The sequence below is a fragment of the Blastococcus sp. DSM 46786 genome (genome assembly GCF_900109665.1).
GTDB lineage: Bacteria > Actinomycetota > Actinomycetes > Mycobacteriales > Geodermatophilaceae > Blastococcus > Blastococcus carthaginiensis.
Window position 1 is genome coordinate 40130 of sequence record NZ_FOAO01000027.1, and the last position, 23461, is coordinate 63590.

At 76.9% G+C, this 23461-nt stretch carries 21 protein-coding genes; 7 read left to right on the forward strand and 14 right to left on the reverse strand.

The genetic code is table 11. The annotated features are described in order from the left end of the window. Positions 1-21 precede the first annotated feature (21 nt). From BMW62_RS20245 to mraZ, 4 genes are all read right to left on the reverse strand, one after another. On the reverse strand, positions 22-1869 hold the full coding sequence (locus BMW62_RS20245; RefSeq protein ID WP_091934931.1) for a peptidoglycan D,D-transpeptidase FtsI family protein: 1848 nt from the start codon (positions 1867-1869) through the stop codon (positions 22-24). Positions 1870-1872: 3 nt separating this feature from the next. Further along, positions 1873-2496 (reverse strand): cell division protein FtsL, encoded by a 624-nt coding sequence (locus tag BMW62_RS22835; RefSeq protein WP_170852489.1) that lies wholly within the window; start codon positions 2494-2496, stop codon positions 1873-1875. Then, positions 2493-3488, reverse strand: coding sequence for a 16S rRNA (cytosine(1402)-N(4))-methyltransferase RsmH (gene rsmH, locus BMW62_RS20255; RefSeq protein ID WP_091934934.1), 996 nt, complete (start codon positions 3486-3488; stop codon positions 2493-2495). Before rsmH ends, BMW62_RS22835 begins: the two co-directional genes overlap by 4 nt. Before the next feature lie 435 nt (positions 3489-3923). Continuing rightward, positions 3924-4358, reverse strand: a complete 435-nt coding sequence (gene mraZ, locus BMW62_RS20260; RefSeq protein WP_091934937.1) for a division/cell wall cluster transcriptional repressor MraZ — start codon at positions 4356-4358, stop codon at positions 3924-3926. Between the two features lie 223 nt (positions 4359-4581). Here mraZ and BMW62_RS20265 point away from each other — a divergent pair, with 223 nt between their 5' ends. Genes BMW62_RS20265 through BMW62_RS20275 form a run of 3 tightly spaced genes read left to right on the forward strand, consistent with a single transcriptional unit; the run spans position 4582 to position 9247 of the window. Further along, entirely contained in the window at positions 4582-5565 is a 984-nt protein-coding gene (locus BMW62_RS20265) for an AAA family ATPase (protein WP_091934987.1), read from the forward strand. Between the two features lie 2 nt (positions 5566-5567). Further along, positions 5568-6914: a DUF58 domain-containing protein gene (locus BMW62_RS20270; RefSeq protein ID WP_091934940.1), complete on the forward strand. Its 1347-nt coding sequence runs from the start codon at positions 5568-5570 to the stop codon at positions 6912-6914. Further along, positions 6911-9247 carry a transglutaminase TgpA family protein gene (locus BMW62_RS20275; RefSeq protein ID WP_091934990.1) on the forward strand — a complete coding sequence of 779 codons (2337 nt, stop codon included), beginning with the start codon at positions 6911-6913 and terminating at the stop codon, positions 9245-9247. Before BMW62_RS20270 ends, BMW62_RS20275 begins: the two co-directional genes overlap by 4 nt. Here the strand turns inward: BMW62_RS20275 and BMW62_RS20280 are convergent. From BMW62_RS20280 to BMW62_RS20290, 3 genes are all read right to left on the reverse strand, one after another. Continuing rightward, positions 9235-9633, reverse strand: coding sequence for a DUF3040 domain-containing protein (locus tag BMW62_RS20280; protein ID WP_091934993.1), 399 nt, complete (start codon positions 9631-9633; stop codon positions 9235-9237). The genes BMW62_RS20275 and BMW62_RS20280 overlap by 13 nt on opposite strands. Before the next feature lie 164 nt (positions 9634-9797). After that, on the reverse strand, positions 9798-11012 hold the full coding sequence (gene dinB, locus BMW62_RS20285; protein WP_091934996.1) for a DNA polymerase IV: 1215 nt from the start codon (positions 11010-11012) through the stop codon (positions 9798-9800). Positions 11013-11093: 81 nt separating this feature from the next. Beyond that, positions 11094-11756: a permease gene (locus tag BMW62_RS20290; protein ID WP_091934944.1), complete on the reverse strand. Its 663-nt coding sequence runs from the start codon at positions 11754-11756 to the stop codon at positions 11094-11096. Between the two features lie 282 nt (positions 11757-12038). Between BMW62_RS20290 and BMW62_RS20295 the strand changes: the two genes are divergently transcribed. The 3 genes from BMW62_RS20295 (at position 12039) to BMW62_RS20305 (ending at position 14612) form a co-directional block, all read left to right on the forward strand. Further along, complete coding sequence (locus BMW62_RS20295) at positions 12039-12344, forward strand: BatC protein (RefSeq protein ID WP_091935002.1); 306 nt, start codon at positions 12039-12041, stop codon at positions 12342-12344. A gap of 68 nt (positions 12345-12412) precedes the next feature. Next, on the forward strand, positions 12413-13636 hold the full coding sequence (locus tag BMW62_RS20300; protein WP_170852490.1) for a cupin domain-containing protein: 1224 nt from the start codon (positions 12413-12415) through the stop codon (positions 13634-13636). Between the two features lie 13 nt (positions 13637-13649). Next, complete coding sequence (locus tag BMW62_RS20305) at positions 13650-14612, forward strand: sucrase ferredoxin (protein ID WP_244524189.1); 963 nt, start codon at positions 13650-13652, stop codon at positions 14610-14612. A 4-nt stretch (positions 14613-14616) separates the two neighbouring features. Here the strand turns inward: BMW62_RS20305 and BMW62_RS20310 are convergent, their stop codons facing one another. The 3 genes from BMW62_RS20310 to BMW62_RS20320 form a co-directional block, all read right to left on the reverse strand. Then, on the reverse strand, positions 14617-15804 hold the full coding sequence (locus tag BMW62_RS20310; RefSeq protein WP_091934950.1) for an alkaline phosphatase family protein: 1188 nt from the start codon (positions 15802-15804) through the stop codon (positions 14617-14619). After that, entirely contained in the window at positions 15801-16532 is a 732-nt protein-coding gene (locus tag BMW62_RS23550; protein ID WP_091934953.1) for a class I SAM-dependent methyltransferase, read from the reverse strand. Before BMW62_RS23550 ends, BMW62_RS20310 begins: the two co-directional genes overlap by 4 nt. Positions 16533-16598: 66 nt before the next feature. Further along, the gene (locus BMW62_RS20320) at positions 16599-17087 is read right to left on the reverse strand and encodes a VOC family protein (protein ID WP_091934957.1); all 489 of its coding nucleotides are present in this window, start codon (positions 17085-17087) and stop codon (positions 16599-16601) included. A gap of 200 nt (positions 17088-17287) precedes the next feature. Between BMW62_RS20320 and BMW62_RS20325 the strand changes: the two genes are divergently transcribed. Next, entirely contained in the window at positions 17288-17482 is a 195-nt protein-coding gene (locus tag BMW62_RS20325; protein ID WP_091934960.1) for a hypothetical protein, read from the forward strand. A gap of 51 nt (positions 17483-17533) precedes the next feature. Here BMW62_RS20325 and BMW62_RS20330 read toward each other — a convergent pair whose 3' ends face one another. The 4 genes from BMW62_RS20330 to BMW62_RS22840 form a co-directional block, all read right to left on the reverse strand. Continuing rightward, complete coding sequence (locus BMW62_RS20330) at positions 17534-21376, reverse strand: DNA polymerase III subunit alpha (RefSeq protein ID WP_091934963.1); 3843 nt, start codon at positions 21374-21376, stop codon at positions 17534-17536. Then, positions 21369-21899, reverse strand: a complete 531-nt coding sequence (locus BMW62_RS20335; RefSeq protein ID WP_091934966.1) for an SAV_6107 family HEPN domain-containing protein — start codon at positions 21897-21899, stop codon at positions 21369-21371. The genes BMW62_RS20330 and BMW62_RS20335 overlap by 8 nt, the downstream gene beginning before the upstream one ends. After that, a complete protein-coding gene (locus BMW62_RS20340; protein ID WP_091934969.1) occupies positions 21899-22222 on the reverse strand; it encodes a DUF6504 family protein in 324 nt (107 codons plus the stop codon). The genes BMW62_RS20335 and BMW62_RS20340 overlap by 1 nt, the downstream gene beginning before the upstream one ends. A gap of 379 nt (positions 22223-22601) precedes the next feature. Then, a partial coding sequence (locus tag BMW62_RS22840; RefSeq protein ID WP_211435214.1) for an HNH endonuclease signature motif containing protein occupies positions 22602-23461 on the reverse strand: 860 nt, incomplete at its 5' end.

The window sequence follows — 23461 nt, forward strand, 5'->3', positions numbered from 1 at the left end:
GGGGGGCAGCGGGGTCCTTCCTCAGGGGGCGCCGGTGAGCCGGAACTCGGGGCGTGCGGTGCCCGAGGGCACGACCCCGTCGGCCATGAGCGCCGCCCGCATGACGTCGGCGAACACGGGCGCGGCCACCTGCCCGCCCTCGGCGGAGCTGGTGGGCCGCTCCAGGTCCACCGCGACGACGTACTGCGGGTCGTCGGCCGGGGCGAAGCCGACGAACGTGGTCACGTAGCCGCCCCCGGCGTAGCAGTTGCACTCGGGGTTGGCGCGCTGCGCGGTGCCGGTCTTGCCGGCCACCCGGAAGCCCTCGACCTGGGCCAGCGGCGCGGTGCCACCGGGGCCGACGACCGCCTCGAGCATGTAGGCCATCTGCTCGGCGGTGGACTCGCTGACGACCCGGGTGCGGGCGGGCTCGGGCGTCTCCGCCGGGCGGCCGTCGGCGCCGGTCACCGACTGCACGACCCGGGGCTCCACCCGCACGCCGCCGTTGGCGATCGCCTGGTAGATCGAGGCCATCTGCAGGGTCGTGACCGAGACGCCCTGACCGATGGCCACGTTGGCCGCGCGCACCCCGCTCCACTCCGCCGAGTCCTGCAGGATGCCGCGGCTCTCTCCGGGGAGCTCGATGCCGGACTTCTCGCCGACGCCGAAGGCCCGCAGGTACTCCTCGAGCTTCTCGTCGCCCACCTCACGGGCCAGCATGATCGTCCCCACGTTGCTGGACTTGGCGAGGATGCCGGTGACCGTCCAGTCGATCGGGTCGTGGTCGTGGGCGTCGGTGACCACCCGGTCACCGGCCTCGATGTGCCCGTCGACGGTCATGACGCGGTCCGGGGTGGCGTGCCCCTCCTCGACGGCGGCCGCGAGGGTCACCGCCTTCATGATCGAGCCGGGCTCGAAGACGTCGCTCACCACGGGGTTGCCCAGCAGGTCGGGGTCGGTCGTGGAGTAGCTGCCGGGGTCGTACCCGGGGCAGGACCCCATGGCCGCGACGCGCCCGGTCGCGACCTCCAGGACCACGGCGGAGGCCCGGGTGGTGGCGCCGTCGGCGCACGCCTCCGCCAGCCGTTCGTCGGTGACGAACTGCAGGTCCTCGTCGAGGGTGAGGGTGACGTCGCGGCCGTCCACGGCCTCGGTGACCTCGTCGATGCCCGACGGGATGGGGTGCCCGCCGCTGCCGACCTCCACCGTCCGCTGGCCCGCGGTGCCCGAGAGCTCCTCCTCGAAGACCTGCTCGATGCCGGCGAGCCCGGTGCCCTCGCGCCCGACGAAGCCGACCACCTGACCGCCCACCGCGCCCACCGGGTAGAGCCGCACCGGGTCGTCGCGGAGGTAGACGCCGGCGAGCTCGAGCGCCTCGACCGCGTCGGCCGTCTCGGGGACCAGCTGGGTGGCCAGGACGACGTAGCGGCTGTCGTCGGTGAGCTTCTCGGTGAGCTCGGGCACGGGGACGTCGAGCAGCGTGGTCAGCGCCAGCGCGGTGCGCGCCGGGTCGCGGACCACCGTCGGGTCGGCGACCACCTTGGACGCGTCGACCGTGTAGGCCAGCGGGTTGCCGTCGCGGTCGAGGATCTGCCCGCGGATCGCCGCCAGCGGGATGGTGCGCAGCCGGTCCTGCTCGGCCGCGCTGGCGTAGGCGGCGCCGTCGATGCCCTGGAGCACCACGAGCCGACCGACGACGAGCACCAGCAGGGCCACGAGCACCACCAGGCCCCACCGGTTGCGGCGGCCGCGCTGCTCGACCGACAGCCCGGCCCCGCTGCTGCGCCGGGTGCCGGGGGCGCGGCGGGAGACGAACGGCCCGCTGTCCGCCCGTCCGATCGGGGTCGGGCGGGGGGGGCGGGGGCCGGGACCGCGGACGCTGCTCGGCACGGGTCAGTTCCCGCCCGCGGGGGCGGGGCCGGCGTCGGGCTGAGGTGCGGGTGCGGGGGCGGATGCGGGCACGGGTGCCGGTGCCGGTGCGGGCTCCGGTTCCGGCGCAGGCTCCGGTGCCGGCGCGGGCTCGGGGGTGCCGCGCAGCGCCGTCGTCCCGTCGTCCCCGAGCACCAGGTAGCCGGCGACGCCGGCCGGGACCAGGCCGGCGGCCTCGGCGGCCCGGGCGACGTCCGCGGGGGTGTCACCGGCGACGACGAGCTGCTCCAGCCGCTGCACCTCCTGGGCGCGCTCGGCGTTCTCGGTGCGCATCTGCGTCGCCTGGAGGGAGTCCACCGCGATGGCGGTGTTGAGCACCAGCAGCCCGAGGGTGGTGAGGGCGAGCAGCCCCACCACCAGGAGGACGAACGGCGCCTTGCGGGACCGCTCCGCGTCGCGGGCGGGCCGGCGCGGCCGGGCGGCGGCGCCGGTGGGCACGAGCCGCAGCTCGGGGCGGGGGGTGGCCCGGCCGGTGCCGCGCACCCCCGACGGCGAGGTCCGCGGCGCGGGGCCGGTGGCCCGGGTGGCGGCGGTGCGGGATGGCGCCGTCCGGGGAGGACTGGTGCGCACGGCCGCGGCGCGGGTCACGCCGCCCGCCGGATGCGCTCGGCCGCCCGGACGCGGGCCGACGCCGCCCGGGGGTTGCCGGCCGTCTCCTCCGGCCCGGCGGCCTCGCCACCGCGGGTGAGCAGCCGCAGCACCGGGCCGTGCTCGGGGAGCGGCACCGGCAGGTCCGGCGGGGTGCGGTCCGCCGCTCCCGCGGCCAGGGTCTGCTTCACGATCCGGTCCTCCAAGGAGTGGAAGGTGATGACCGCGACCCGGCCGCCCACGGCCAGGGCGTCGATCGCGGCGGGGAGGGCGCGCTCCAGCGCCCCGAGCTCGTCGTTGACCTCGATGCGCAGCGCCTGGAAGGTCCGCTTCGCGGGGTGGCCACCGGTCCTCCGGGTCGCGGCGGGGATGGCCTCGCGGACCAGCTCGGCCAGCCGGGCGGTGCCGGCGAACGGCTCGCGGGCGCGCTCGCGGTCGATGGCGGCAGCGATCCGGGAGGCGAACCGCTCCTCGCCGTAGACCCGCAGCACGCGCGCCAGCTCGCGGGGCGGGTACGTGTTCACGACGTCGGCGGCCGTCCGGGGCGCACCGGGGTCCATGCGCATGTCCAGCGGGGCGTCGGTGGAGTAGCTGAAGCCGCGGTCGGGCCGGTCGAGCTGCAGCGAGGAGACGCCCAGGTCGAACAGGACGCCCTGCACCTCGGCGATGCCCAGCCGGTCGAGCACCTCGGGGAGCTCGTCGAAGACCGCGGGGACGACCGTCACCCGCCCGGCGTGGCCGGCGGCCTCGATGCGGCGGGTCGCCTCGGCGCGCGCGTCGGGGTCGCGGTCCAGCCCCACCACGCGCAGGCCGGGGTGGGCCTCGAGCATGGCGAGGGTGTGGCCGGCCAGGCCGAGCGTGGCGTCGACCATGACCGCGCCGTCGGCGGCGCAGGCGGGGCCGAGCAGCTCGACGACGCGGTCCAGCAGGACCGGCACGTGCACCGGGGGCTGCGGCGGCCCGGAGGCCGCGGCAGGTCCGGTGCTGCTCATCGTCTGCTGCCTCTCGACTGGTCCTGGCCTCCCCGCGATGGTGCCGCGCCGCGCCGGGCGGCAGGGGGACGCGGCGGCGGGGGCGTGCGGGAGCGGGCGGGTGGGGCGCAGGGGGTGGGTGGGACGCGGACCCCGGGTGGGGCGCGGTGGGGCCGGTGGGGCGGAGTGGGGCGGCGGGACGAGGGATCCACGGGGATGTCCGGCCCCGCGGGTCCGCCTGGCGTCGGGGAAGAGCGTCAGGTGGGTCTCCGCGGGGCCGGTGGGGTCACCCCCCGCCGGCCGGGGCCGGCAGGTGCCCGCTGGTCCGTGCGGCCCTCCGTCGTGGGACCGAGCCGCGGGGAAGGCGGCTGGGGCCCGGTCCGGTCGAGCCGCGGGGAAGGCGGCTCGAACGGGTGCGGCGCGGGGGCCGGTGGGAGCGGGTGGGCGTTCCCGGGATCACGACAGCGTCGGCATCCCCTCGCTCTCCATGTCGGCGAAGGCGGCTTCCTGCTCGGCCACGTAGGCGTCCCAGGTCGCGGAGTCCCAGATCTCGAAGCGGGTGTCCACGCCCACCACGACCACGTCGCGGTCCAGGTGGGCGTACTCCCGCAGGCTCGCGGGGATGGTGATGCGGCCGGTCTTGTCCGGCTCGAGCTCGACCATCGAGCCGAAGCTCATGCGGGCGCGCATGCGGGCGCCGGCGGTGTCGGACGGGGCCATGGCGGCCATGGCGGCGCTCTGCTCGGCGACCCGGGCCATGGTCAGCCCGTAGATGCAGCGGTCCTGGCCCTTCTTGATCACCATGCCGTCGGCCACCTGGTCGCGGAAGCGGACCGGGAGCGCGAGCCGGCCCTTCTCGTCGAGCCGCAACTGGTAGCTGCCGACGAACACCGGATCACCTCCCGCATCGGTCCTCCCATGGCTCTGCAGCTCCCCGGACGGGACCCTGCCTCCCCACCGGCCGACACAGTAACCCACTAGCCCCCACTGGACACCACTCGAGGCCGTGTCGTGACCCGCCGCCCCCACCGGCGCCTCCGCTCCGCCGGCGGCTGCCCGGAGCACCGTGATCAGCGACCGGGACGGGGTGTCGCGCGGCACGTACGGTGGAGCGGTGACGGAGGCGACACGGTCCGCCGACGGGACGGCCGACGCGTCGGTCGACGTCGCCGCGGAGGGCGCACGCATCGCGGGCTCGATCGGTCGCGTCGTGCAGGGCAAGGACCATGTCATCCGGCTGGCGCTGGTCGTGCTGCTGGCCGAGGGGCACCTGCTGATCGAGGACGTGCCCGGGGTCGGCAAGACGACGCTGGCCAAGGCGCTGGCCGGCTCCGTCGACGCCAGCGTGCGGCGCATCCAGTTCACGCCCGACCTGCTGCCCAGCGACGTGACGGGCGTGGCGGTCTACGACCAGGAGACCCGGGCGTTCGAGTTCAAGCCCGGCGCGATCTTCGCCAACGTCGTCGTCGCCGACGAGATCAACCGGGCCTCCCCCAAGACCCAGTCGGCGCTGCTCGAGTGCATGGAGGAGCGCCAGGTCACCGTCGACGGCGTCAGCTATGAACTGGCCCGGCCCTTCCTCGTCATGGCCACGCAGAACCCGCTGGAGATGGAGGGCACCTACCCCCTGCCCGAGGCCCAGCGGGACCGCTTCACCGCGCGCGTGTCGATGGGGTACCCCGACCCGGCGGCGGAGCTCGCCATGCTGGACGACCGCTCGACGGCCGACCCGCTCACCGCCCTGCGCCCGGTGGCCGACGCCGCCCTCGTCCGGTCCCTGGTGGCCGCCGTGGGCCGGGTGCACGTCGCCGAGGCCGTCCGCCGGTACGTGGTCGCCCTGGTCGAGGCCACCCGCCGCTCACCGGACCTCCGGCTGGGCGCCTCGCCGCGCGCGGGCCTCCAGCTGCTCCGCGCCGCCCGCGCCTCGGCCGCGCTCGACGGCCGCGACCACGTGCTGCCCGACGACGTCCAGGCCCTCGCCGTGCCGGTGCTCGCGCACCGGCTGCTGCTCGCCGGTGAGGCGGTGGTCGCCCGGCGCAGCGCCGAGCAGGTCGTGGCCTCGCTGGTGTCCTCCGTACCGGTCTCCCGCGGGCGCTGAGCGTGCGCGGCGGTCCCGACCGGGCCCTGGGCTCCCTCACGTCCCGCGGCCGCTGCCTGCTCGCCGGGGGCCTCGCCCTCGGGCTGGTCGGCGTGGTGCTCGGGGAACGGTCGCTCGTCCAGCTGGCCGCGTTCGTGCTCGTCCTGCCGCTGCTCGCCGGCGTCACCGTGGCGCGGGGGCGGTTCCGGGTCACCACCCGGCGCACCGTCACCCCGCAGCGGGTGCCGCGCGGCACGGCGGCCGACGTCGAGTTGCGGCTGCAGAACGTCGACGCGCGCCGCGGCGGGCTGTGGCTGCTGGCCGAGCAGCTGCCCGCGACGCTGGGGCGCCCGTACCGGTTCACGGTGGCCGGCCTCGCCCCCGGCGCCACGACCACCGTCCGGTACCGGCTGGACGGCCGGCACCGCGGCCGCTACCGGCTGGGGCCGCTGCGGCTGCGGGTCCTCGACCCCTTCGGGCTGGTCGAGCGCACCGCCGTGGGGTCGGACACCGCGCCGCTGGTCGTGGTGCCCCGCGTCCGCCCGCTGGGCCGCGGGGGCCCGGGCGGCGGCAGCGGAGGGGGCGACGGGGCGCACCGCGCGTTCGCCGTCCACGGGGACGACGACGTCAGCATCCGCGAGTACCGGCGCGGCGACGACATGCGCAAGGTGCACTGGCGGGCCAGCGCGCGCACCGGCGAGCTCATGGTGCGGCTGGAGGAGCACCCCTGGCGCGCCCAGGGCACGCTGCTGCTCGACACCCGGGCCCGCGCCCACCTCGTCGCGCCCGCCCGGGACGCCGGCCGGCGGGTCGCCGGGCCGCCGGACGACCCGTCGCCGCCCGGTGACAGCTTCGAGTGGCTGGTCGAGGCGGCCGCGAGCATCGGGGTCGCCCTGGCCCGGCGGGGTGCGCGGCTGCGGGTGGTGACCGGCAGCGACGACCCGGCGCCGGGGGCCGCCGGCGCCGCGCTCGGCGCCGAGGAGCTGCTGGACCGGCTGGCCGTGCTGGGGGCCTCGCGGGCGCGGGACCTGTCCGACGCCGTGCCTGCCGCGTGCCGCGCCGCGGGCGACGGTCCCCTGGTCTGCCTGCTCGGCGCGGTGGGACCCGACGACGTCGCCGAGCTCGTGCGGCTGCGCCAGGGGCCGGTGCCCGGTCTCGCCGTGCTGCTGGACGTCGCGTCGTGGGGCGAACCGGGCCGGGGCCGGCGCGGCGCCACGGGCGCCGCGCTCGACGCCCTGGCGGTCCAGCGCGACCAGGCCGTCGCCGTCCTCGCCGGGGCGGGCTGGCGGGTCACCACCGCGTCGGCCGGCCAGGACGTCGGCGAGGTGTGGGCTGCGCTCACCGGGACGCCCGCGGGTGCGCCGGCATGAACCCGACCGACGTCCGGACCCCGGTCGCCGCCGCCGCGGCCACCCTGCTGGGAGCCCTGGCGCTCACCCCCGTGTTCACCAGCCGGGCCTGGGTGCCGCCGGTGGTGACCGTCGTCGTCGCCGTCCTCGCCGGTGGCCTGGCGCTGCGCTCGGCGGTGACCCGGTTCGCCGGCGACCGCGCTCCCGGGCTGCTGGGCGCCGTGGCCGTGCCGTTCGGCCAGCTCGTCCTCGTGGTCTGCGTGCTCGCGGCGGTGTTCGTGCCCGACACCGCGCTCGCCGGGCTGCTGCCCACCCCGACGACGATCGCCCGGCTCGGCGAGGTCTTCGGCGCCGGCACGGCCGAGATCCGCGAGCAGGCCACCCCCGCTCTCCCGCTGACCGGCCTGCTCGCGCTCACCACGCTGTTCGTCGGGCTGGTCGCCGTCGTCGTCGACTCGCTGGCGGTCGCGGGCCGGCAGGGGGCCGTGGCCGGGGCGGCCCTGCTCGCGCTCGTGTGCGTGCCGGTGGGCACGGTCACCGGCGGCATCGGGCTGGTGGCGCTGGTCGGCCCGGCCGCCGGCTTCGCCGTCCTGCTGTGGGCCGACCAGCGCCGGGACCTGCCGGGCCTCACCGGCGGCGCGGGGGCCGCCGTGCGGACCGGTGTGGTCGCGGTGGCGGCCGGCGCCGTCCTCGGGACCGCGGTGCCCACGCTGCCCGAGGGGTCGTTCGCCACCGGGCTCGGCGGCGGGACCGGATCGGCGACGGGGACGTCCCTGGACCCGGCGGCGGAGCTGCGCGGGCAGCTGACCCTCCCCGAGCCCGTCCCGCTGCTGCGCGTGGGCAGTTCGGTCGAGGACCCGGGCTACCTGCGCGCCGTCGCCCTCGACGAGTACGAGCCGGCCGAGGGGTGGTCGCTGAGCAACCTCGACGGCGAGACCTCCGTGGCCGACGACGGCTTCCTCGCCCCGCTCCCGGACCGGCAGCCCACGCGGCAGGTGACCGCCGAGGTGGAGGTGCTCGAGCACGACGACCGGTTCCTCCCGGTGCCGCCTTCCCCGCTGACGGTCCGCGTGGACGGCGAGGCGGCCGCGTGGCGCTTCGACGAGGCGACCGGCACGGTGTTCGGCCGGGGCGTGACCAGCGCGGGGCTGGCCTACGGGGTGACCGCGGTCGAGCCGCGCCCCTCCGAGGAGCTGCTCGCGCGCGCCCTCCCCCCGCCGCCGGACGACCCGGTGCAGGAGCGCTTCGGCGGGCTGCCCGAGCTGGACCCGGCGATCGCCGAGCTCACGGCGGGGCTGACCGCCGGCGCCGCGACGCCCTACGAGCGCGTGCTGCGCATCCAGGGGTACCTCACCGACCGGGCCAACGGCTTCGTCTACAGCCTCTCCACCGCGCCCGGCACGAGCGGCGACGACCTGGTGGACTTCCTGCGGCTCAAGCGCGGCTACTGCGAGCAGTACGCCGGCGCCATGGCCGTGCTGGTGCGGCAGGCGGGGCTGCCGGCCCGGGTGGCCCTGGGGTACACCCCCGGTGAGGTCCAGCCCGACGGCACCCGGCTGATCACGAGCGACGACGCGCACGCCTGGGTGGAGGTGTACTTCGACGGGATCGGCTGGGTGCCCTTCGACCCCACCCCGCTGGCGGCCGACCGCCAGGTCGAGCTCCCCTGGTCGCCGCGGACCACGGCGGAGGAGCGGGTCGACGCCGCCCCCGCCGTCCCGGCGCCCACGGCCGTGCCGCAGCCGGCGGTCCCCCGGACGGACCGGCTGCCGGGGGCGGTGCCCCAGGCCACCCCCCTGGCGGAGACCGCGACCGACCGGGGCCCGCTGCTGGTCACCGCCGGGGTGCTGGTGCTCGGCGCCGTCGTCGTCGCCGCACCGGCCGGGGTGCGCGCGCTGCAGCGCCGCCGCCGGCTGGCGGGGGGCGACGCCGCCGGGCCGTGGGCCGAGCTGCGCGCCGTCGCCACGGACCTCGGCGTGCACCTGCAGGCCTCGTGGACGCCACGCCGGGTGGCCGAGGCCCTCGTGCTCACCCTGAACCGCGGCCCGGGCGGCCCGACGGCGGAGTCGGCGGTGGCGGCCGTGCGCCGGCTGGCCCGGGCGGAGGAGGCGGCCAGCTACGGGCGGCCGGGCAGCGAGCCCCCGGCCGCCGAGCTGCGGGCGGCGCTGCGGGCGGCCCGCCGGGGACTGCTCGCGGCGCGCCCCCGGTCGGTGCGGCTGCGGGCGCTGCTGTGGCCGGCCTCCCTCGTGGCGGGCACGCGGGCGTGGGCCGCACGGTGGACCCGGGACGAGTCCGGCCGCCGTCCGGGGCGGACGGCGGCCGGGAACGCGGTGCGCGAGGGCTACTGGTCGTAGCGGCGGCGGAAGCGCTCCTCCAGCCGGTTCTTCATCGGCTGCCGCCCCCGCCGGCCGCCGCGGCCGGCAGCGGTCGAGCCGCGCGGCCCGGCCGGGCCGGGCGCCTCGACGGCACCGGTGGCCCCGCGGTAGTGCAGCACCCCGAGGGCGGCACCGCCGAAGGCGACCAGGAAGCCGAGGACCCCCAGCGGGACGGACTCGGCGACGGCGCCGGCGACCAGGACGGCGAAGCCGACCAGGACCAGCAGCCCGCCGAGCTGCAGTTTGCGGCGAGCCTTCTGACGGCGATCGCCGGTGCGGACCGAGGATGCGAACTTCGGGTCGTCATCGACGAGGGCGCGCTCGATCTGCTCCAGCAGACGCTGCTCGTGCTCGGAGAGCGGCACGTCGACCTCCAAATGGGCGGAGCCAGTTCCGTCGGAGGCTCCCGCCGACGGTGTCTCCGAGGATACGAGCCGATTGCACGTGGCGAAAGGCGACGCCTCGGCGAGCCGCCGAGCGCGTCCGGCGATCACTCCTCCGGGTGCAGCCCCGGGCACATCACCCCTGGTCAGCGAGCCGGTCGTCCGGACCCGCCCGAGGAGCCCAGCAGGGTGGCCGGGCGGACCGCGCCGGCACCGAACCGCCGGGCGGCCCGGTCGGCGGCCAGCTCCGCCTCCCGGCGGCCGTGCTCGCGGGCACCGAGCTCGAGCTGCCGGGGCGCCGAACCCGCCGGGACGAGCCGCTCGGCCCGGACCCCGACCAGCCGGATGCGGGTCCGGGCCAGCCCCAGGGCGTCGTAGAGGGCGCGGGCCGTGTCGTAGAGCTCCTGCCCCACGTCGGTGGGCGCCCCCAGGGTGCGGCTGCGAGTGATCGTGGTGAAGTCGGCGAAGCGGATCTTGATGCTGACCGTGCGGGCCAGCCAGCCGGTCGAGCGCAGCCGGCCGGCCGTCCGCTCCGCCAGGCGCAGCAGCTCCCGGTGGACCACGCGGGGGTCGTCGACGTCGGTGGCGAAGGTCTCCTCCGCCCCGGTCGAGCGCTCGGGCTCGTCGGGGACCACCCGCCGCGGGTCGCGCCCCCAGGCGAGCTCGTGCAGGTGGGTGCCCGCGGCGGCACCCAGCGCCCGCTGGAGCGTCCTCGCCGGCACGTGGGCGAGATCGCCCACGGTGCGCAGCCCCAGCCGCAGGAGCGTCTCCTCCGTCTTCGGGCCCACCCCCCACAGCGCGCCCACCGGCAGCGGGTGGAGGAAGCCCATGACCTCCGGGGGGCGGACGACGAGCAGCCCGTCGGGCTTGGCGTGCGTGGAGGCCAGCTTCGCCACGAACTTGGTGCCGGCCACGCCGACCGAGCAGGTGATGCCCTGCTCGTCGAAGACCCGGGCGCGGAGGAACTCGCCGATCTCCGCGGCGTCGCCCAACCGGCGACCGGTACCGGCGACGTCCAGGAACGCCTCGTCCATGCTCAACGGCTCGACCAGCGGGGTGACCGACCGGAACAGCGCCATGACCGCCCGGGACACCTCGGCGTAGAGCGCCATGTCCCCCGGGAGGACCGTCGCCGTCGGGCACAGCCGCAGCGCCCGCGCGGTGGGCATGGCCGCGTGCACGCCGTAGCGACGGGCCTCGTAGGTGGCCGAGGTGACCACGCCGCGGTTGCCCGCCCCGCCGACGATCACCGGGGTGCCGGCCAGCTCGGGCCGCCGGCACACCTCGACGCTGGCGAAGAACGCGTCCATGTCGACGTGCAGCACGGTGCAGCCCTCCGCACGACCGATCTCCCGCGCCACGCCGCCCACCCCTCCACACGTCGACCCCGGTATCGAACAAGTGTTCGATACCGGGGTCGACGATAGCGGTGCGGGAGGCCGTCAGGCGCCCGCGACCCGCTGCCGCTCGGCGTCCGTGCGGCTGGGCCACATCTTGGCGCCCAGCACGCCGCCGAGCGCCGCGGCGGTGATCCCCAGCCCCAGGCCCAGGACGGCCCAGCTCGCGCTCGCGGTCGCCACGTCGGCCACCTGGCCGGCGGCGACGTCGGGCAGGTTCGCCTGCTCGATGCCCGTCACGTCGGTGACGACGCCGGCGAGCGAGCCCAGCAGGGCTCCGCCACCGAACAGGGTCAGGAAGACGATCGAGACCACCGTCAGCGCCCAGACCAGGATGCCGTGGAGCAGCCCGTCGCTGAACCCGCGCCAGATCGCGCTGGCGCCCGCCGTCAGCCCACCGAGGAACAGGGCGATCAGCCCGTTGATCCCGCTGATCCAGTCAGCGTCGTTCCCGGTGACCCCCGGACCGACGTCCCACCAGCCCAGGGCCAGCGTGGCCAGCTGCAGCAGCAGGAAGGTGGGGACGGCGACGATCAGGCCGGCCCACACCGGGCCCCACCGGACCCGGTCTCGCCGGGGCGGGGCGGCGACGGCCGGGCCTGCCACCGGCGCCGTCGCGGTCGCCCCCTCGGCCGGCCGGTCGACCGTCCTCTCGCGGACGAGGTTGTCCTCGAACGTGGTGTCCGTACGCGTACGACTCTCGGTCACGGGTGATCTCCTCCGGTCGTCGTGCAGTTGCCTCGCTGCGGGGCGCGGTGCCACGTCCCGCACCCTCGTGGGTGCCCGCTGGAGCCCCGGTCGCCCACGTCGCCCGGCGAGCCGTGACCGGATCGTCACATTCCTGCCCGGGCCGTTCCCAGGCGCTGGACAGCTCGTGGTCCCGGGGCAGAACCGCTGGTGGGAGCGCAGGTGTCAACGCATCACGCGGGAGGTACAGCACCGTCCGGGGCCGCCGCACGGCGGTCCGCACCGACAGGAGCGGAGGAGCCCATGGCGCTCGACGACGAGATGACCAGCACGGACGGCGGAGCCGACGGCGGCGCCGACGGCGGCGCGCACGGCCCGGCCGACAGCAGCGCGGGCCCGGCCGACCACGGCGCGGCCGGTTCGCCCAGCGGTCACGACGGCGGGGCGGACGGCGGCGCGGACGGCGGCGCGGACAGCGGTGCCGACGGTGGCGCGGACGGCGGCGCCGACGGTGGCGCCCACGGTCCCGCCGACGGTGGTGCCGCCGGCGGTGGCTCCGACGGCGGTGCCGACGGTGGCGCCGACGGCGGCGCGGACGGTTCGGCCTGACCGAGGACCCGACCGCGCAGGGCCGGGCGGAGCAGGAGCTCCGCCCGGCCCTGCGGCGGTGCACGGACATGGCCCCCGAGCGGTTCGCCCGGGGGCACTGGGCGCAGCACCCGCTGCTGACCCGGGCCGAGGACACCGGCAACTCCTTCACCGACCTGCTGGACCTGCCGGCGGTCGACGAGCTGCTCTCCCGGCGCGGTCTGCGCACACCGTTCCTGCGGATCGCCAAGAACGGCGCGGTCGTCGATCCCAAGCGGTTCACCACCTCGGGCGGGGCGGGCGCCGAGATCGCCGACCAGGTCTCCTCCGACGCGGTGCTGCGGCTGTTCGCCGACGGGAGCACCGTCGTCCTGCAGGGGCTGCACCGGCTCTGGCCGCCGCTGATCGAGTTCGCCGACCAGCTGGCCGCCGACCTGGGCCACCCCACGCAGATCAACGCCTACATCACCCCGCCGTCCTCGCAGGGATTCAGCCCCCACTACGACGTGCACGACGTCTTCGTGCTGCAGGTCGCCGGCGAGAAGCACTGGACCATCCACGAGCCGGTGCTGCCCGACCCGCTGCGCACCCAGCCGTGGAACGACCACGCGGCCGAGGTGGCCGCCGCCGCCGGGCGCGCGCCCGTGATCGACGCGGTGCTCCGCCCCGGTGACGCGCTCTACCTGCCGCGGGGGTTCCTGCACTCGGCGAAGGCGCTGGGCGAGATCAGCGCGCACCTGACCGTCGGCATCCAGTCGGTGACCCGCTGGGCGGCCGCCGAATCCGCGCTGGACCTGGTGCGCACCCTGGCGGCCGAGGACCGGGCGCTGCGCGGCTCCCTGCCGCTCGGCCTGGACCTGAGCCGCCCCGAATCCGTGCGCGACGACGTCGCCGCGGTGATCGCCGGCCTGCAGGAGTGGCTGGGCCGCGTCGACCCCACCGAGGTCGCCGACCGGCTGCGCGAGCGCACGTGGGCGCAGGTCCGTCCTGAACCGGTCGCGCCGCTCGCCCAGGCGTCCGCGGCCGCGGCCCTCGGACCCGGGACCGTCCTGCGCCTGCGCCGGCGGTTGCGGTGCTCGCTGCGGAACGACGCCGACGGCCGGGTGACGCTCGTGGGCGGGCGGCGCACGCACTCCTTCCCGGGCGAGGTGCGGGCGGCGCTGACCGCGCTGCTGGATGCCGGCGAGCTGAAGGTCGGCGACCTGCCCGGCCTCGACCCGGAGGACCGCCTGACGCTGGCCCGCCGGCTGGTCACCGAGTCGATCGCCACCGTGCCCGACGCCGAACTGCCGGCCGCCGGGGCGCCCCGGTGACCCGGTGGGAGGCGTGACCGCGACCGGCCCGGCGGGGAAGGACGACTTCTGCCGCGCCGACGTCCCCGCCCGCCCGCTGGGCCGGCTGGACGCGACCCGCTGCTCGGTGCAGGCGCTCGAGCGCGGCGACTCCGGGGTGGCGACGGCGGCCCCGGTGTCGCGGTGGCTGCTGATCGAGCAGCCGGGGCCGTGGGGGCGGCAGGCGCTGCTGCAGTCGCGGTTCGACGCGCGGGTGGCGCGGCTGCTCACGGAGCGCGCGCAGCGGGAGGGCGTGCGGGTGCTGCTGGTCCGCCGGCCCGGTGACCGGCTGGCCGACTCCGGCCGGCGCTGGGCCTACGCCGACGGCCGGCTCGGCCGCGAGGGCCTCTGGTGGTCGGTGCGGTCGGCCGACTCCGACCTGCTCACCGCCCCGTGGGACGGATCGGTGGGCGAGCCGGCTCGCGGGCCCACCTACCTGGTCTGCACGCACGGCGGCCACGACGCCTGCTGCGCGCTGCGCGGCCGGCCGCTGGCCCGGGCCCTGCCCGCGCCCGGCCCGACCGACGTGTGGGAGTGCAGCCACCTGGGCGGTGACCGCTTCGCGGCGAACATGCTGGTGCTCCCCCACGGCTTCTACTACGGCCAGGTCCCGGGGGACGGCGGGCTGGTCGTCGCCGCCCACGACCGCGACGAGGTGGCCCTGCCGTGGCTGCGCGGGCGGGCCGGGCTGGCCGCACCGGTACAGGCCGCCCAGCACTACGCGCGGGAGGAGTTCGGCGCCCTCGGGGTCGACGACCTGCCCCCGATCCGCGTCGACCCGCAGGACGCGGGCGAGCCGGGCGTGGAGCGGTGGGCGGTCGCGCTCGCCCACGCGGCGGGCACCGTCGTCGTCACCGTGGAGAGCCGGCCGTCACCGGAGGCGGTGCACCTCACCTGCCAGGCCACCACCCCCGGCCGGGCGCGCACCTGGCACCGGCTGTCGCTGTCGCGGGGCTGAGCGGTCAGGACAGGGCGCGACCGTGGGCGACGAGCAGCGGGATCGCCAGTTCCGTCGCGGTCAGCGACCCGTGGTAGGCGGCCAGCCGGCTGGGTCCGGGTTCGAGGCGGGGGCTGACCAGGGCCCAGCTGCCGCGGGCGAGCGCCACCACGTCGCCGATGCGGGCCGCCAGCGGCTCCTCCACCGGCCCGAAGACGCCGCTGGCGATGGCCTCCTCGCGCCCCACCACCCACGCCCGGTCGCCGAGGACGCCGCGCCAGCGCGCGAGCACGTCGGCCTCCGCCCCGGGTTCGGTGTGCACGTAGCGGGCGCGGGGCTCGCCGGCGAGCAGCCGCACCCCGTCTGCGAGGTCGGGCTCGTCGTCCAGGTCCAGCCGGGTGGCGGCGGGCACGTCGAGCATCCCGTGGTCGGCCGTGACCAGCAGCGCGGCGTCGTCGGGCAGGCCGTCGACGAGTTGCTCGACGACGCGGTCGACCAGCGCGAGCTGCGCCCGCCAGCTCGGCGAGTCCACACCCCGGACGTGCCCGGTGAGGTCGAGCTCGGCCATGTACCCGTACACCAGCGCCCGGGGGCCGGCGTCCAGCGCCGAGCGCATCAGCGCGGTGAGGTCGCCCGGGCCGACCGCACCGGTGTAGCCGGCGCCCCGGTAGGCGGCCACGGTGAGGCCCGAGCCCGCGTACGCCCACGGGCCGACGGCGGTGACCGTGGCGCCGCCGGCGGCGACCCGCTCGAACACCGTGGGCTGGGCCTGCCAGTCGGCGGGGTCGGGGTCGTCGCCCCACTGGGTGTGGTTGAGGGTGCGGCCCTCCCCCGGCACGTCCGTGACGAAGCCCAGGATGCCGTGGCTGCCCGGGGGCAGGCCGGTGCCGATGGTGGCGAGGCTGACCGGGGTGGTGCTCGGGCAGGGCGCCTGCAGGGTGCCCACCGGCGCGGCCAGGGCGGCCAGGGTGGGGGCGATCTCGGCGTGCGCCCGGAGCAGGTCGGCGCCGAGGCCGTCCACGAGCAGGACCGCCACGCGACGGGCACCGTGCAGGGCGCCGGCCAGGCCCAGCGGGTCGCCGGGCAGGTCCCCCCGCGGCACGGGCGTGCCCAGGGCCGCCGCCACGCCGGGCAGCACGTCGGCGAGGGTCGCGACGCCGTAGGCCGGCCGGTGCAGGTCGGGCGGCAGCGCGCCGTCGACCGCCCGGGTCACGCGCGGGTCGCCAGCAGGTGGAGGCCCGCGGCGACCTCGCGGTAGGGCGAGGTGTCGGCGAGCGCGAGCTCGAGGTCCCGGACGGCGGCCGGGTCGGCGCCCGACGCCGTGTCCAGCAGGTCGGCGACGACGGAGACCCCGCGCCAGGTGCCCGGGGTCAGACCCGCGCCGCCGACGAGCGCCACGAGGTCGTCCGGGGCGAACCGGCGGCGGGCCGGGCGGCCGGGGGTGGCCTGGTCGCGCAGGTGCGCGAGGGCCTCGGCAGGGTGGCCGGCGACGGCGCGGGCGAGCACCGCGCCCGCCCGGTTGGCGACGGCGAGGCTCACCCGGCCCCCGGGGCGCAGCGCGCCGGCGATCTCGGCCAGGGTGACGGCGGGGTCGTCCACGACCTCGAGCACGGAGTGGCAGAGGGCCAGGTCGTAGCCGCCGTCGTCGGCGAGGACCTCGTGCAGCAGGTCACCGTCGCCCTGGACGCCGCTCACCCGCTCGCCCACACCGGCGGTCTCGGCGCGCCGGCGCAGGGTCGCGAGCGCGTCGGCGCTGGGGTCGACGACGGTGACGCTGTGGCCCAGGCGCGCCAGGGGCACGGCGAACATCCCGCTGCCGCCGCCGACGTCCAGCACGCGGAGCGCGTTCCCGGCGCTGACCAGCGGATCGAGCGCGGCCCACACGGCAGCGGTCCGGACGGGCAGCTGCTCCGCGGTCGGCGAGGCGGGAACGGTCGGCACCCACCGGAGCCTAGCGGCGGACCGCGGCGCCCACCGCTTCCCCGCCGGTGGGCGCCGCGTGGTCGTTCAGGCGGGGACGCCGTCGGCCGCCCGCCGGATCTCCGCCATGTCGATGCGCCGCATCTGCAGCATGGCCTGGGTGGCGCGCTGCGCCCGGCCGGGGTCGGGGTCGGTGGTCAGCGCGATCAGTTCCTCGGGGAAGACCTGCCAGGAAAGACCGAAGCGGTCCTTGAGCCAGCCGCACATGCTCTCCTCGCCGCCGTTCTCGGTGAGCCGGTCCCAGTAGTGGTCGGCCTCCTCCTGGTCCTTGCACAGGATCTGGAGGGAAACGGCCTCGCTGAACGTGAACTGCGGACCGCCGTTGAGGGCGGTGTAGGGCTGCCCGTCGAGGATGAAGTCGACGGTCAGGACGTCGCCCTCCTTCATCGGCGGGGGCATGTCCGGCCCATAGCGGGTGATGGCGCCGATGCTCGAGTTCGGGAAGAGCGAGGTGTACAGCGTCGCCGCCTCCTCGGCCTGGCCGTCGAACCACAGGCACGGGATCTGCTTGGGCATGGTCGGTTCCTCCTTGCTCCGGCCGGGTGCCGGTGTCGGTGGTGTGGACCCCGGTTGCCGGCCGGACTCATCGGTCGGCGGGCGCTCCCACCGATGTGGGCCGAGCCCGGCCGGGCCGGTCGGCCGCCGCCGTCCGTTTACCGGTCGGCGACCCGAGGGCACTCCTGGCTGGTCAGTGCACCGATGACCGAGGAGTTGCCATGACCCGCGCCACCCGTCCGCACCTGCTTCGCAGGACCGCGGCCGCGTTCGCCATCACCGCTGCCTCCCTCACGACGGTCGCCTGCGGGGAGGACGTCGTCGACGACAGCGTCGAGCAGAACATCCAGGAGGGCGTCGACGAGGTCGAGCAGGAGGTCGACGACGTCACCGAGCCCGAGGGCGGCAACGGCTGAGCCTGGGCGCCGTCCCCGGCCGGCGAGCGGCTGGGGGCAGCGGGGCCTTCCTCAGTGGCCGGAGCTGCCGGGGCTGGAGTGCCAGAGCTTCCGCGGCGGCCCGGCGGCGGCGCGGCGGGCCGCGACCTTGGTCTCGTCGCCGGCCGGCTTGATGTCGGCGTAGGGCGACATCCGGAAGCCGGTCGGGTGGACCAGGACCGGCCGCACGACCACCGGCCGGGAGCCGTGCGAGGCGGCCGCCCCGGCGATCGACTGCTCGGTGAACTCCCCCGGCGTCGCCATCAGGTCGCGCACCCCGTCGAGCCCGTCGGCCTCCCACGCCTCGTGCAGCGCCGGCAGCTCCCACGCCCCGGTGGCCCGCAGCGACACACCGCGCGGCCCGGTCCGGCGCAGCACCCCGCGGATGACCAGCAGCCACGAGTGGAAGACCGTCGCCGCGTAGGGGCCCTGCGCATCCTCGAAGAAGGTCGAGTCGGTGCAGCCGGTGCCGTCGTCGAGGGTCACGAACACCACCCGGCGCCCGGACCGGATCGGCGGGGTCTGGGTGGCCACCTTGACCCCGGCGACCAGCACCTCGCTGCCGCTGCGGCAGCCGAGGAGCTCCCCGGCCGGCACCGCGCCGAGAGCGGACAGGAACGGCCGGTAGAAGTCGACGACGTGCCGGCTGGCGTCCAGCCCGAGCACCTCCAGCTCCGCCCGCACCAGCTCGGCGTCGGTGAACTCGGGCAGCCCGCTGCCCTCGGCCCACTCCGGGCCGGCCGGCTCCCCGGCGGACTCCTCGGGCAGCTCCACTCCCATGAGGTCCAGGCTCAGCTGCCCGTCCGAGGTTGCCCGTGCGCCGCTGCGGCTCCACCGGTCGAGCTCGCTGATCTGCAGCAGCAGGTCGCGCCGGGTCACCTGGCGGCGCCGGCGGGTGGGCCGGCCGGCCTCCCGGTCACGCATCCCGAACCCGTAGAGCGAGTCGAACCCGCCGGCCAGCACCAGGCGCTCGACCACCGGGCGGGACACCGACGCCCGCGCCCAGAAGTCCGTCAGCGACCGGTAGGGCTGCCCGGCGACCACCCGCGCCACCTCGTCGTCGGAGATGCCCTTCACGTCGGCCAGCGAGAGCCGGATGCCGTACCGGGTGGGATCGGGCATCGCGGCGGGCATCCACTCCGGGCGACGCCAGCCCCGACCCTCTACCTCCACCTCAGCTTCGGGGTTGTCCCCGGAGGCATCACCGGCCCCGGCATCGTCGACCACGACGTCGTCCGGCCCGGCATCGTCGACCCCGGCGTCCTCGGCATCGGCGTCGGCCTCGAGCCGCTCGACCCGGTAGCTGCCGGTCGAGGCGTTGACGTCGAGCCCGAGCACCCGGATGCCGAAGTTGCGGGCGTCGTCGAGGATCAGCCGCTTCGGGTACATGCCGGGGTCGTGGGTGAGCACCCCGGCCAGGAACGCCGCCGGGTGGTGGGTCTTCAGCCACGCCGACTGGTAGGTGGGCAGCGCGAACGCCGCCGCGTGCGCCTTGCAGAAGCCGAACGAGCCGAAGGCCGCCAGCACCTCCCACACCCGCTCGGCGACCTCCACCGGGTAGCCGGCGTCCAGCGCCCGCGGCACGAACCACGCCCGCACCTCCGGGTGGGCGTCCTTCTCCCCCAGCGCCCGGCGCACCTCGTCGGCCTCGGCCAGCGTGCAGCCGGCCATCCGGGCCACCACCTGCAGCACCTGTTCGTGGAAGACCACCACACCGGCGGTCTCGGCGAGGGCGAACTCCAGGTCGGGGTGGGGGTACTCGGCGTCGCGCCAGCCGTTCCTGGCCATGAGGAACGGGGTGACCATGTCGCTCTTCACCGGCCCGGGCCGGAACAGCGAGATGTCGATGATGATGTCCTCGAACGTCCGCGGCCCGAACTTGCCGACCAGCTCCCGCTGCCCCGGCGACTCGATCTGGAACATGCCGAGCGTGCGGGTGCTGCGGATCAGCTCGAACGTCGTCGGGTCGTCCCGCGGGATCGCGTCGATGTCGACGACCTCGTCGTCGGTCCGCCGGATCTCGTCGAGGGCGTGCGCGATCGCCGACTGCATCCGGATGCCCAGCAGGTCCAGCTTGAGCAGCCCCAACTCTTCGACGTCGTCCTTGTCGAACTGGCTCATCGGGTAGCCGAGGTAGCTGCTCTCCACCGGCGTGCGGTCCAGCAGCGTGGCGTCGGAGAGCAGCACCCCGCACGGGTGCAGCGCGATGTGCCGGGGCAGCCCGTCGAGCCGGGAGACCAGGTCGAACAGCAGGTCGAGGTCGCCGGTGCCGCCGGCGCGGCGCGAGCCGTACCGGCTGGCCCGCAGCTCGGGCAGGTCGCGCAGCGCGGCGTGCACCTGGTTGGCCCGGATGTGCGGGAACGCCTTGGCGACAGCGTCGATCTCCGCCGGCGGCAGCCCCAGCGCGGCTCCGACGTCGCGGATGGCGTGGCGCACCCGGTAGGTGTCCATCATCGAGATGCAGCTGACCCGGTCGGCGCCGAAACGGGCGATGACCGCGTCGTAGACCTCCATCCGCCGCGCGGACTCCACGTCGATGTCGATGTCGGGCAGCTGGTGGCGCAGCGGCGAGAGGAACCGCTCCATCAGCAGCCCGTAGCGCAGCGGATCGACGTCGGAGATGCCCAGCAGGTAGGTGACCAGGCTGCCGGCGCCCGATCCGCGCGCCGCCGCCCGGACCCTCAAGCTCTTGATGAGGTCGACCACGTCCGCGACCGTGAGGAAGTAGGACGGGTAGCCCAGCGAGTCGATGACCGCCAGCTCCTCCTCGAGCCGCTGGCGCACCCGGGTCGTGGGCGCCATGCCGCGCCGCCCCAGCCCGGCCTCGCAGCGGGCGCGCAGCACCTGCGCGGGGCCCATCCCCCGCTCGGCCGGCGTGGTGACGACGTCGAGCTCGGGGTACCGGACGCTGCCGATGCCCAGGTCGCCGGCGGGGTCGACGGCGCACTGCTCGGCCAGCCGGGCGGTGCGCTCGAGCAGCCGCAGGGCGGCGTCCCGGTCGGGGCCGGTCAGGTCCTCCGCGACCTCGGCCATCTCCTTGCCCGACTTCAGGTAGCCCTCGGCCGTGGTGCGGTCGACGTGCCGGGCGCCCAGCGGGACCAGCCGCCGGGCCGCGTCCAGCACGTCGGCGGTCGGGGCGTCGAGGGCGTCGACGTACCGGACCGCGTTGCTCAGGACGACCGGCACCTGCTGCTCGGCGGCGAACCGGAGCAGCGCTTGCGCGCGCTGCCGGTCACCCCGGCCGCGGTGGTGCACCACCTCCAGCGCCAGCCCGGGGCCGAAGACCGCGCGCCAGGCATCCAGTTGCTGGACGGCCAGGTCGGCCCGGCCGGCGAGGAGGGCCCGACCCACCGGGGAACCGGGACCGAGCAGCGGGATCAGCCCGGTGGCGTGCTCGGCGGCGATCGCCAGCGAGCTCACCGGCTCGCCGCGGGTGCCGCGCAGGTGGGTGGCACTGGTGAGCCGGCACAGCGAACGCCAGCCGGCGCCGTCGCGCGCGAGGAAGGTGACCCGGGGCAGCCGCGGGTCGACGCTCACCCCGCCGCGGGCCGGCGACCGGCGCGGGGGCGTCGCGGCCCGCGACCGCGGGGGCCGGGCCGTGGCCGGGTCCTCCCCCAGCACGTGCGCGAGAGCCGGCGGCACACTGGTGCCCAGCGCCGGCGCCACCGCCAGGTCGACCCCGAAGATCGGCCGCACCCCGGCCGACCGGCAGGCCAGCGCGAACTTCACCGCACCGTAGAGCCCGTCCCGGTCGGTCAGGGCCAGGGCCGGCATGCCGTGCTCGGCGGCCCGCGCCACCAGGTCGGCGGGATGGTTGGCCCCGTACCGCATGGAGTAGCCGGAAGCGACGTGCAGGTGGACGAAGGGGTCATTCACCTGCGGGACCGGTGGACCGGGACATCGTGGACCGGGACATCGTGGACCGGGACGCGGCCCCGCCGACCACGTGCGGCCGCGGGTAGCGGGGCGGCTCGGGCAGCGCATCGACGCCCAGCCCGGCCTCGACCACGGCGAGGAAGCCCCGCACGTCGCGGACCAGGTCGTCGGCCTCCCGCTCGGTGACCGCCCGGGAGAGCCCCGCCTCCGCCGCGGCGCGCTTGGCCGCGCCGGCGGCGAAGAAGGTGGCCCACTCCCCCAGCTCGGGAGCGACCTCCCCGAGCAGGACCCAGGCGCTGCGCGGGCGCCGGCGGCCGCCCTCGGGGCGGGTGCGCGCGGCGAGCACCGCGGCGGCGGCGCGGAGGGCTGCCAGGTGCGCGGTGGCGTACCGCTCCCGCGGATCGGTGGCCGCGGCCGCCTCCGCCAGGCCGCGGTGGGCCTGGCCGAGCAGCCCGGCGGCCGCGGCGGGCAGCGCGGGGGGCAGCGGCAGCTGGCCGGCCGGCACGGCGCGTGCGGCGCCCATCAGTCGTGCACCCGGACGAGCCACCAGCGGTTGCCGGAGGCATCCCACGTCAGGTCGTAGACGCCGGCGAAGCTCATGCGAGACCGTCCGGCCCGCACCGCCTCCACCCGCCACACCTCGCGGGGCGCGACCAGGTCATCCGACGCGCCGCCCGCCTCGGCGTCCCGCAGCCACCACGGCGCCGTCTCCACCCAGGAGTCGAGCAGCTCGCCCACGACGTACCGGGACTGCCCGCGCCAGAACTGCACCGGACCCAGCGGGCCGCGTTCGACCTGCACCTCTTCGCCGGCCCGACCGACGACCTCACCGAGCACCCGGCCCATGACAGCCTCCCCACGCCTCGCCCCGCATGCCCGCCACCCCACCGGCGGGGAAGAGAGCCGGGAAGGACGGGCCGACCAGTTGCTCGAACATGTGTTCGAACGAGGTTCAGTAGACCGGAGCACCTCCCCCTCGTCAAGCCGGGTCGCGGCGTGTCCGCCCACCCGCACCGACGATGCGCCGAGCCAGAGCGGCAGCCGTGTCGCGCGCGGAGCACCGGCCTCACCGGACCCGCGCCGCCCCGGCCTCTCACTCGCGCCCCGCCTCGTCCACGACCCGCGGTTCCGCCTCGCCCCAGGACACGGGCGCTCCCCTGAACGGCCTCCGAGGGCGGGCGACCACCGCCGAATCGCCGGGCACCGTGTCGACCACCTGCGGACCTCAGGTGCGGAGCGGGTCGGGGGGTGCGAGGTCGTCCAGCCAGGGCGGGTCGGGTTCGGGGTCGTGGTACCAGCCGGGCGGGCGGGTGGTGCGGGAGATCCCTGAGGGGGTGCGGACGGTGAGCCGTCCGTCGGGGTGCAGGGTGAACGACCAGCCGCGGGCAAAGGTCTTGATGCGGTGGTGTCGCCGGCACAGGCAGCACAGGTTCCAGCAGTCGGTGGGGCCGCCGTCGGCGTAGACCTGCCCGTGGTCGATGTCGCGGCGGCCGGCGCGGCGGCGGCAGCCGGGCATGCGGCAGTGCCGGTCGCGCACGGTGACGAGCCGTTCTTGGGCGGCGGTGGGCCGGTACCCCGGCGTCGGAGGTGGCGGCCGGAGGCCGGGCCCGTCGGGCTGCCCGGGCGGGTGCGCGCCGCGTATGCCCGTCCCGCGGCGCACGCGGCGACCCCGGCCGGCGGCGCGGGCCAGCTCGGCGCGGGTGGCCACCGCGACGGTCTCGCCGGTGACCGGGTCGTCGATCGCGACGTGGACCGACCCGCCGGCCGGTGCCGCGGACAGGCCGAGCATGTCCAGGGAGTCGAGCAGTTCCCGGCACTGGGCGGCGGAGATCAGCTGCCCGTCCAGCTCCGCCGGCGCGGCGCCGGCGGGTGCGTCGGGCCGCAGCGAGGGCAGCGCGGCGTGGAGGGTCAGGTGCGCGGTCACCGGTGGGCGGCTGGTGTCCCACGGCCGCAGGATCAGGTCCAGCGCCGCCGCCGACCGCAGCACGCCGATGGGCCGGTCGTCGCCGTCGGCGCGCATCCACCGCGCGTACTGGTCGACCGCGTCGCGGGCTGCGTGCACCGCCGGCAGCGGGCCCTCGATGA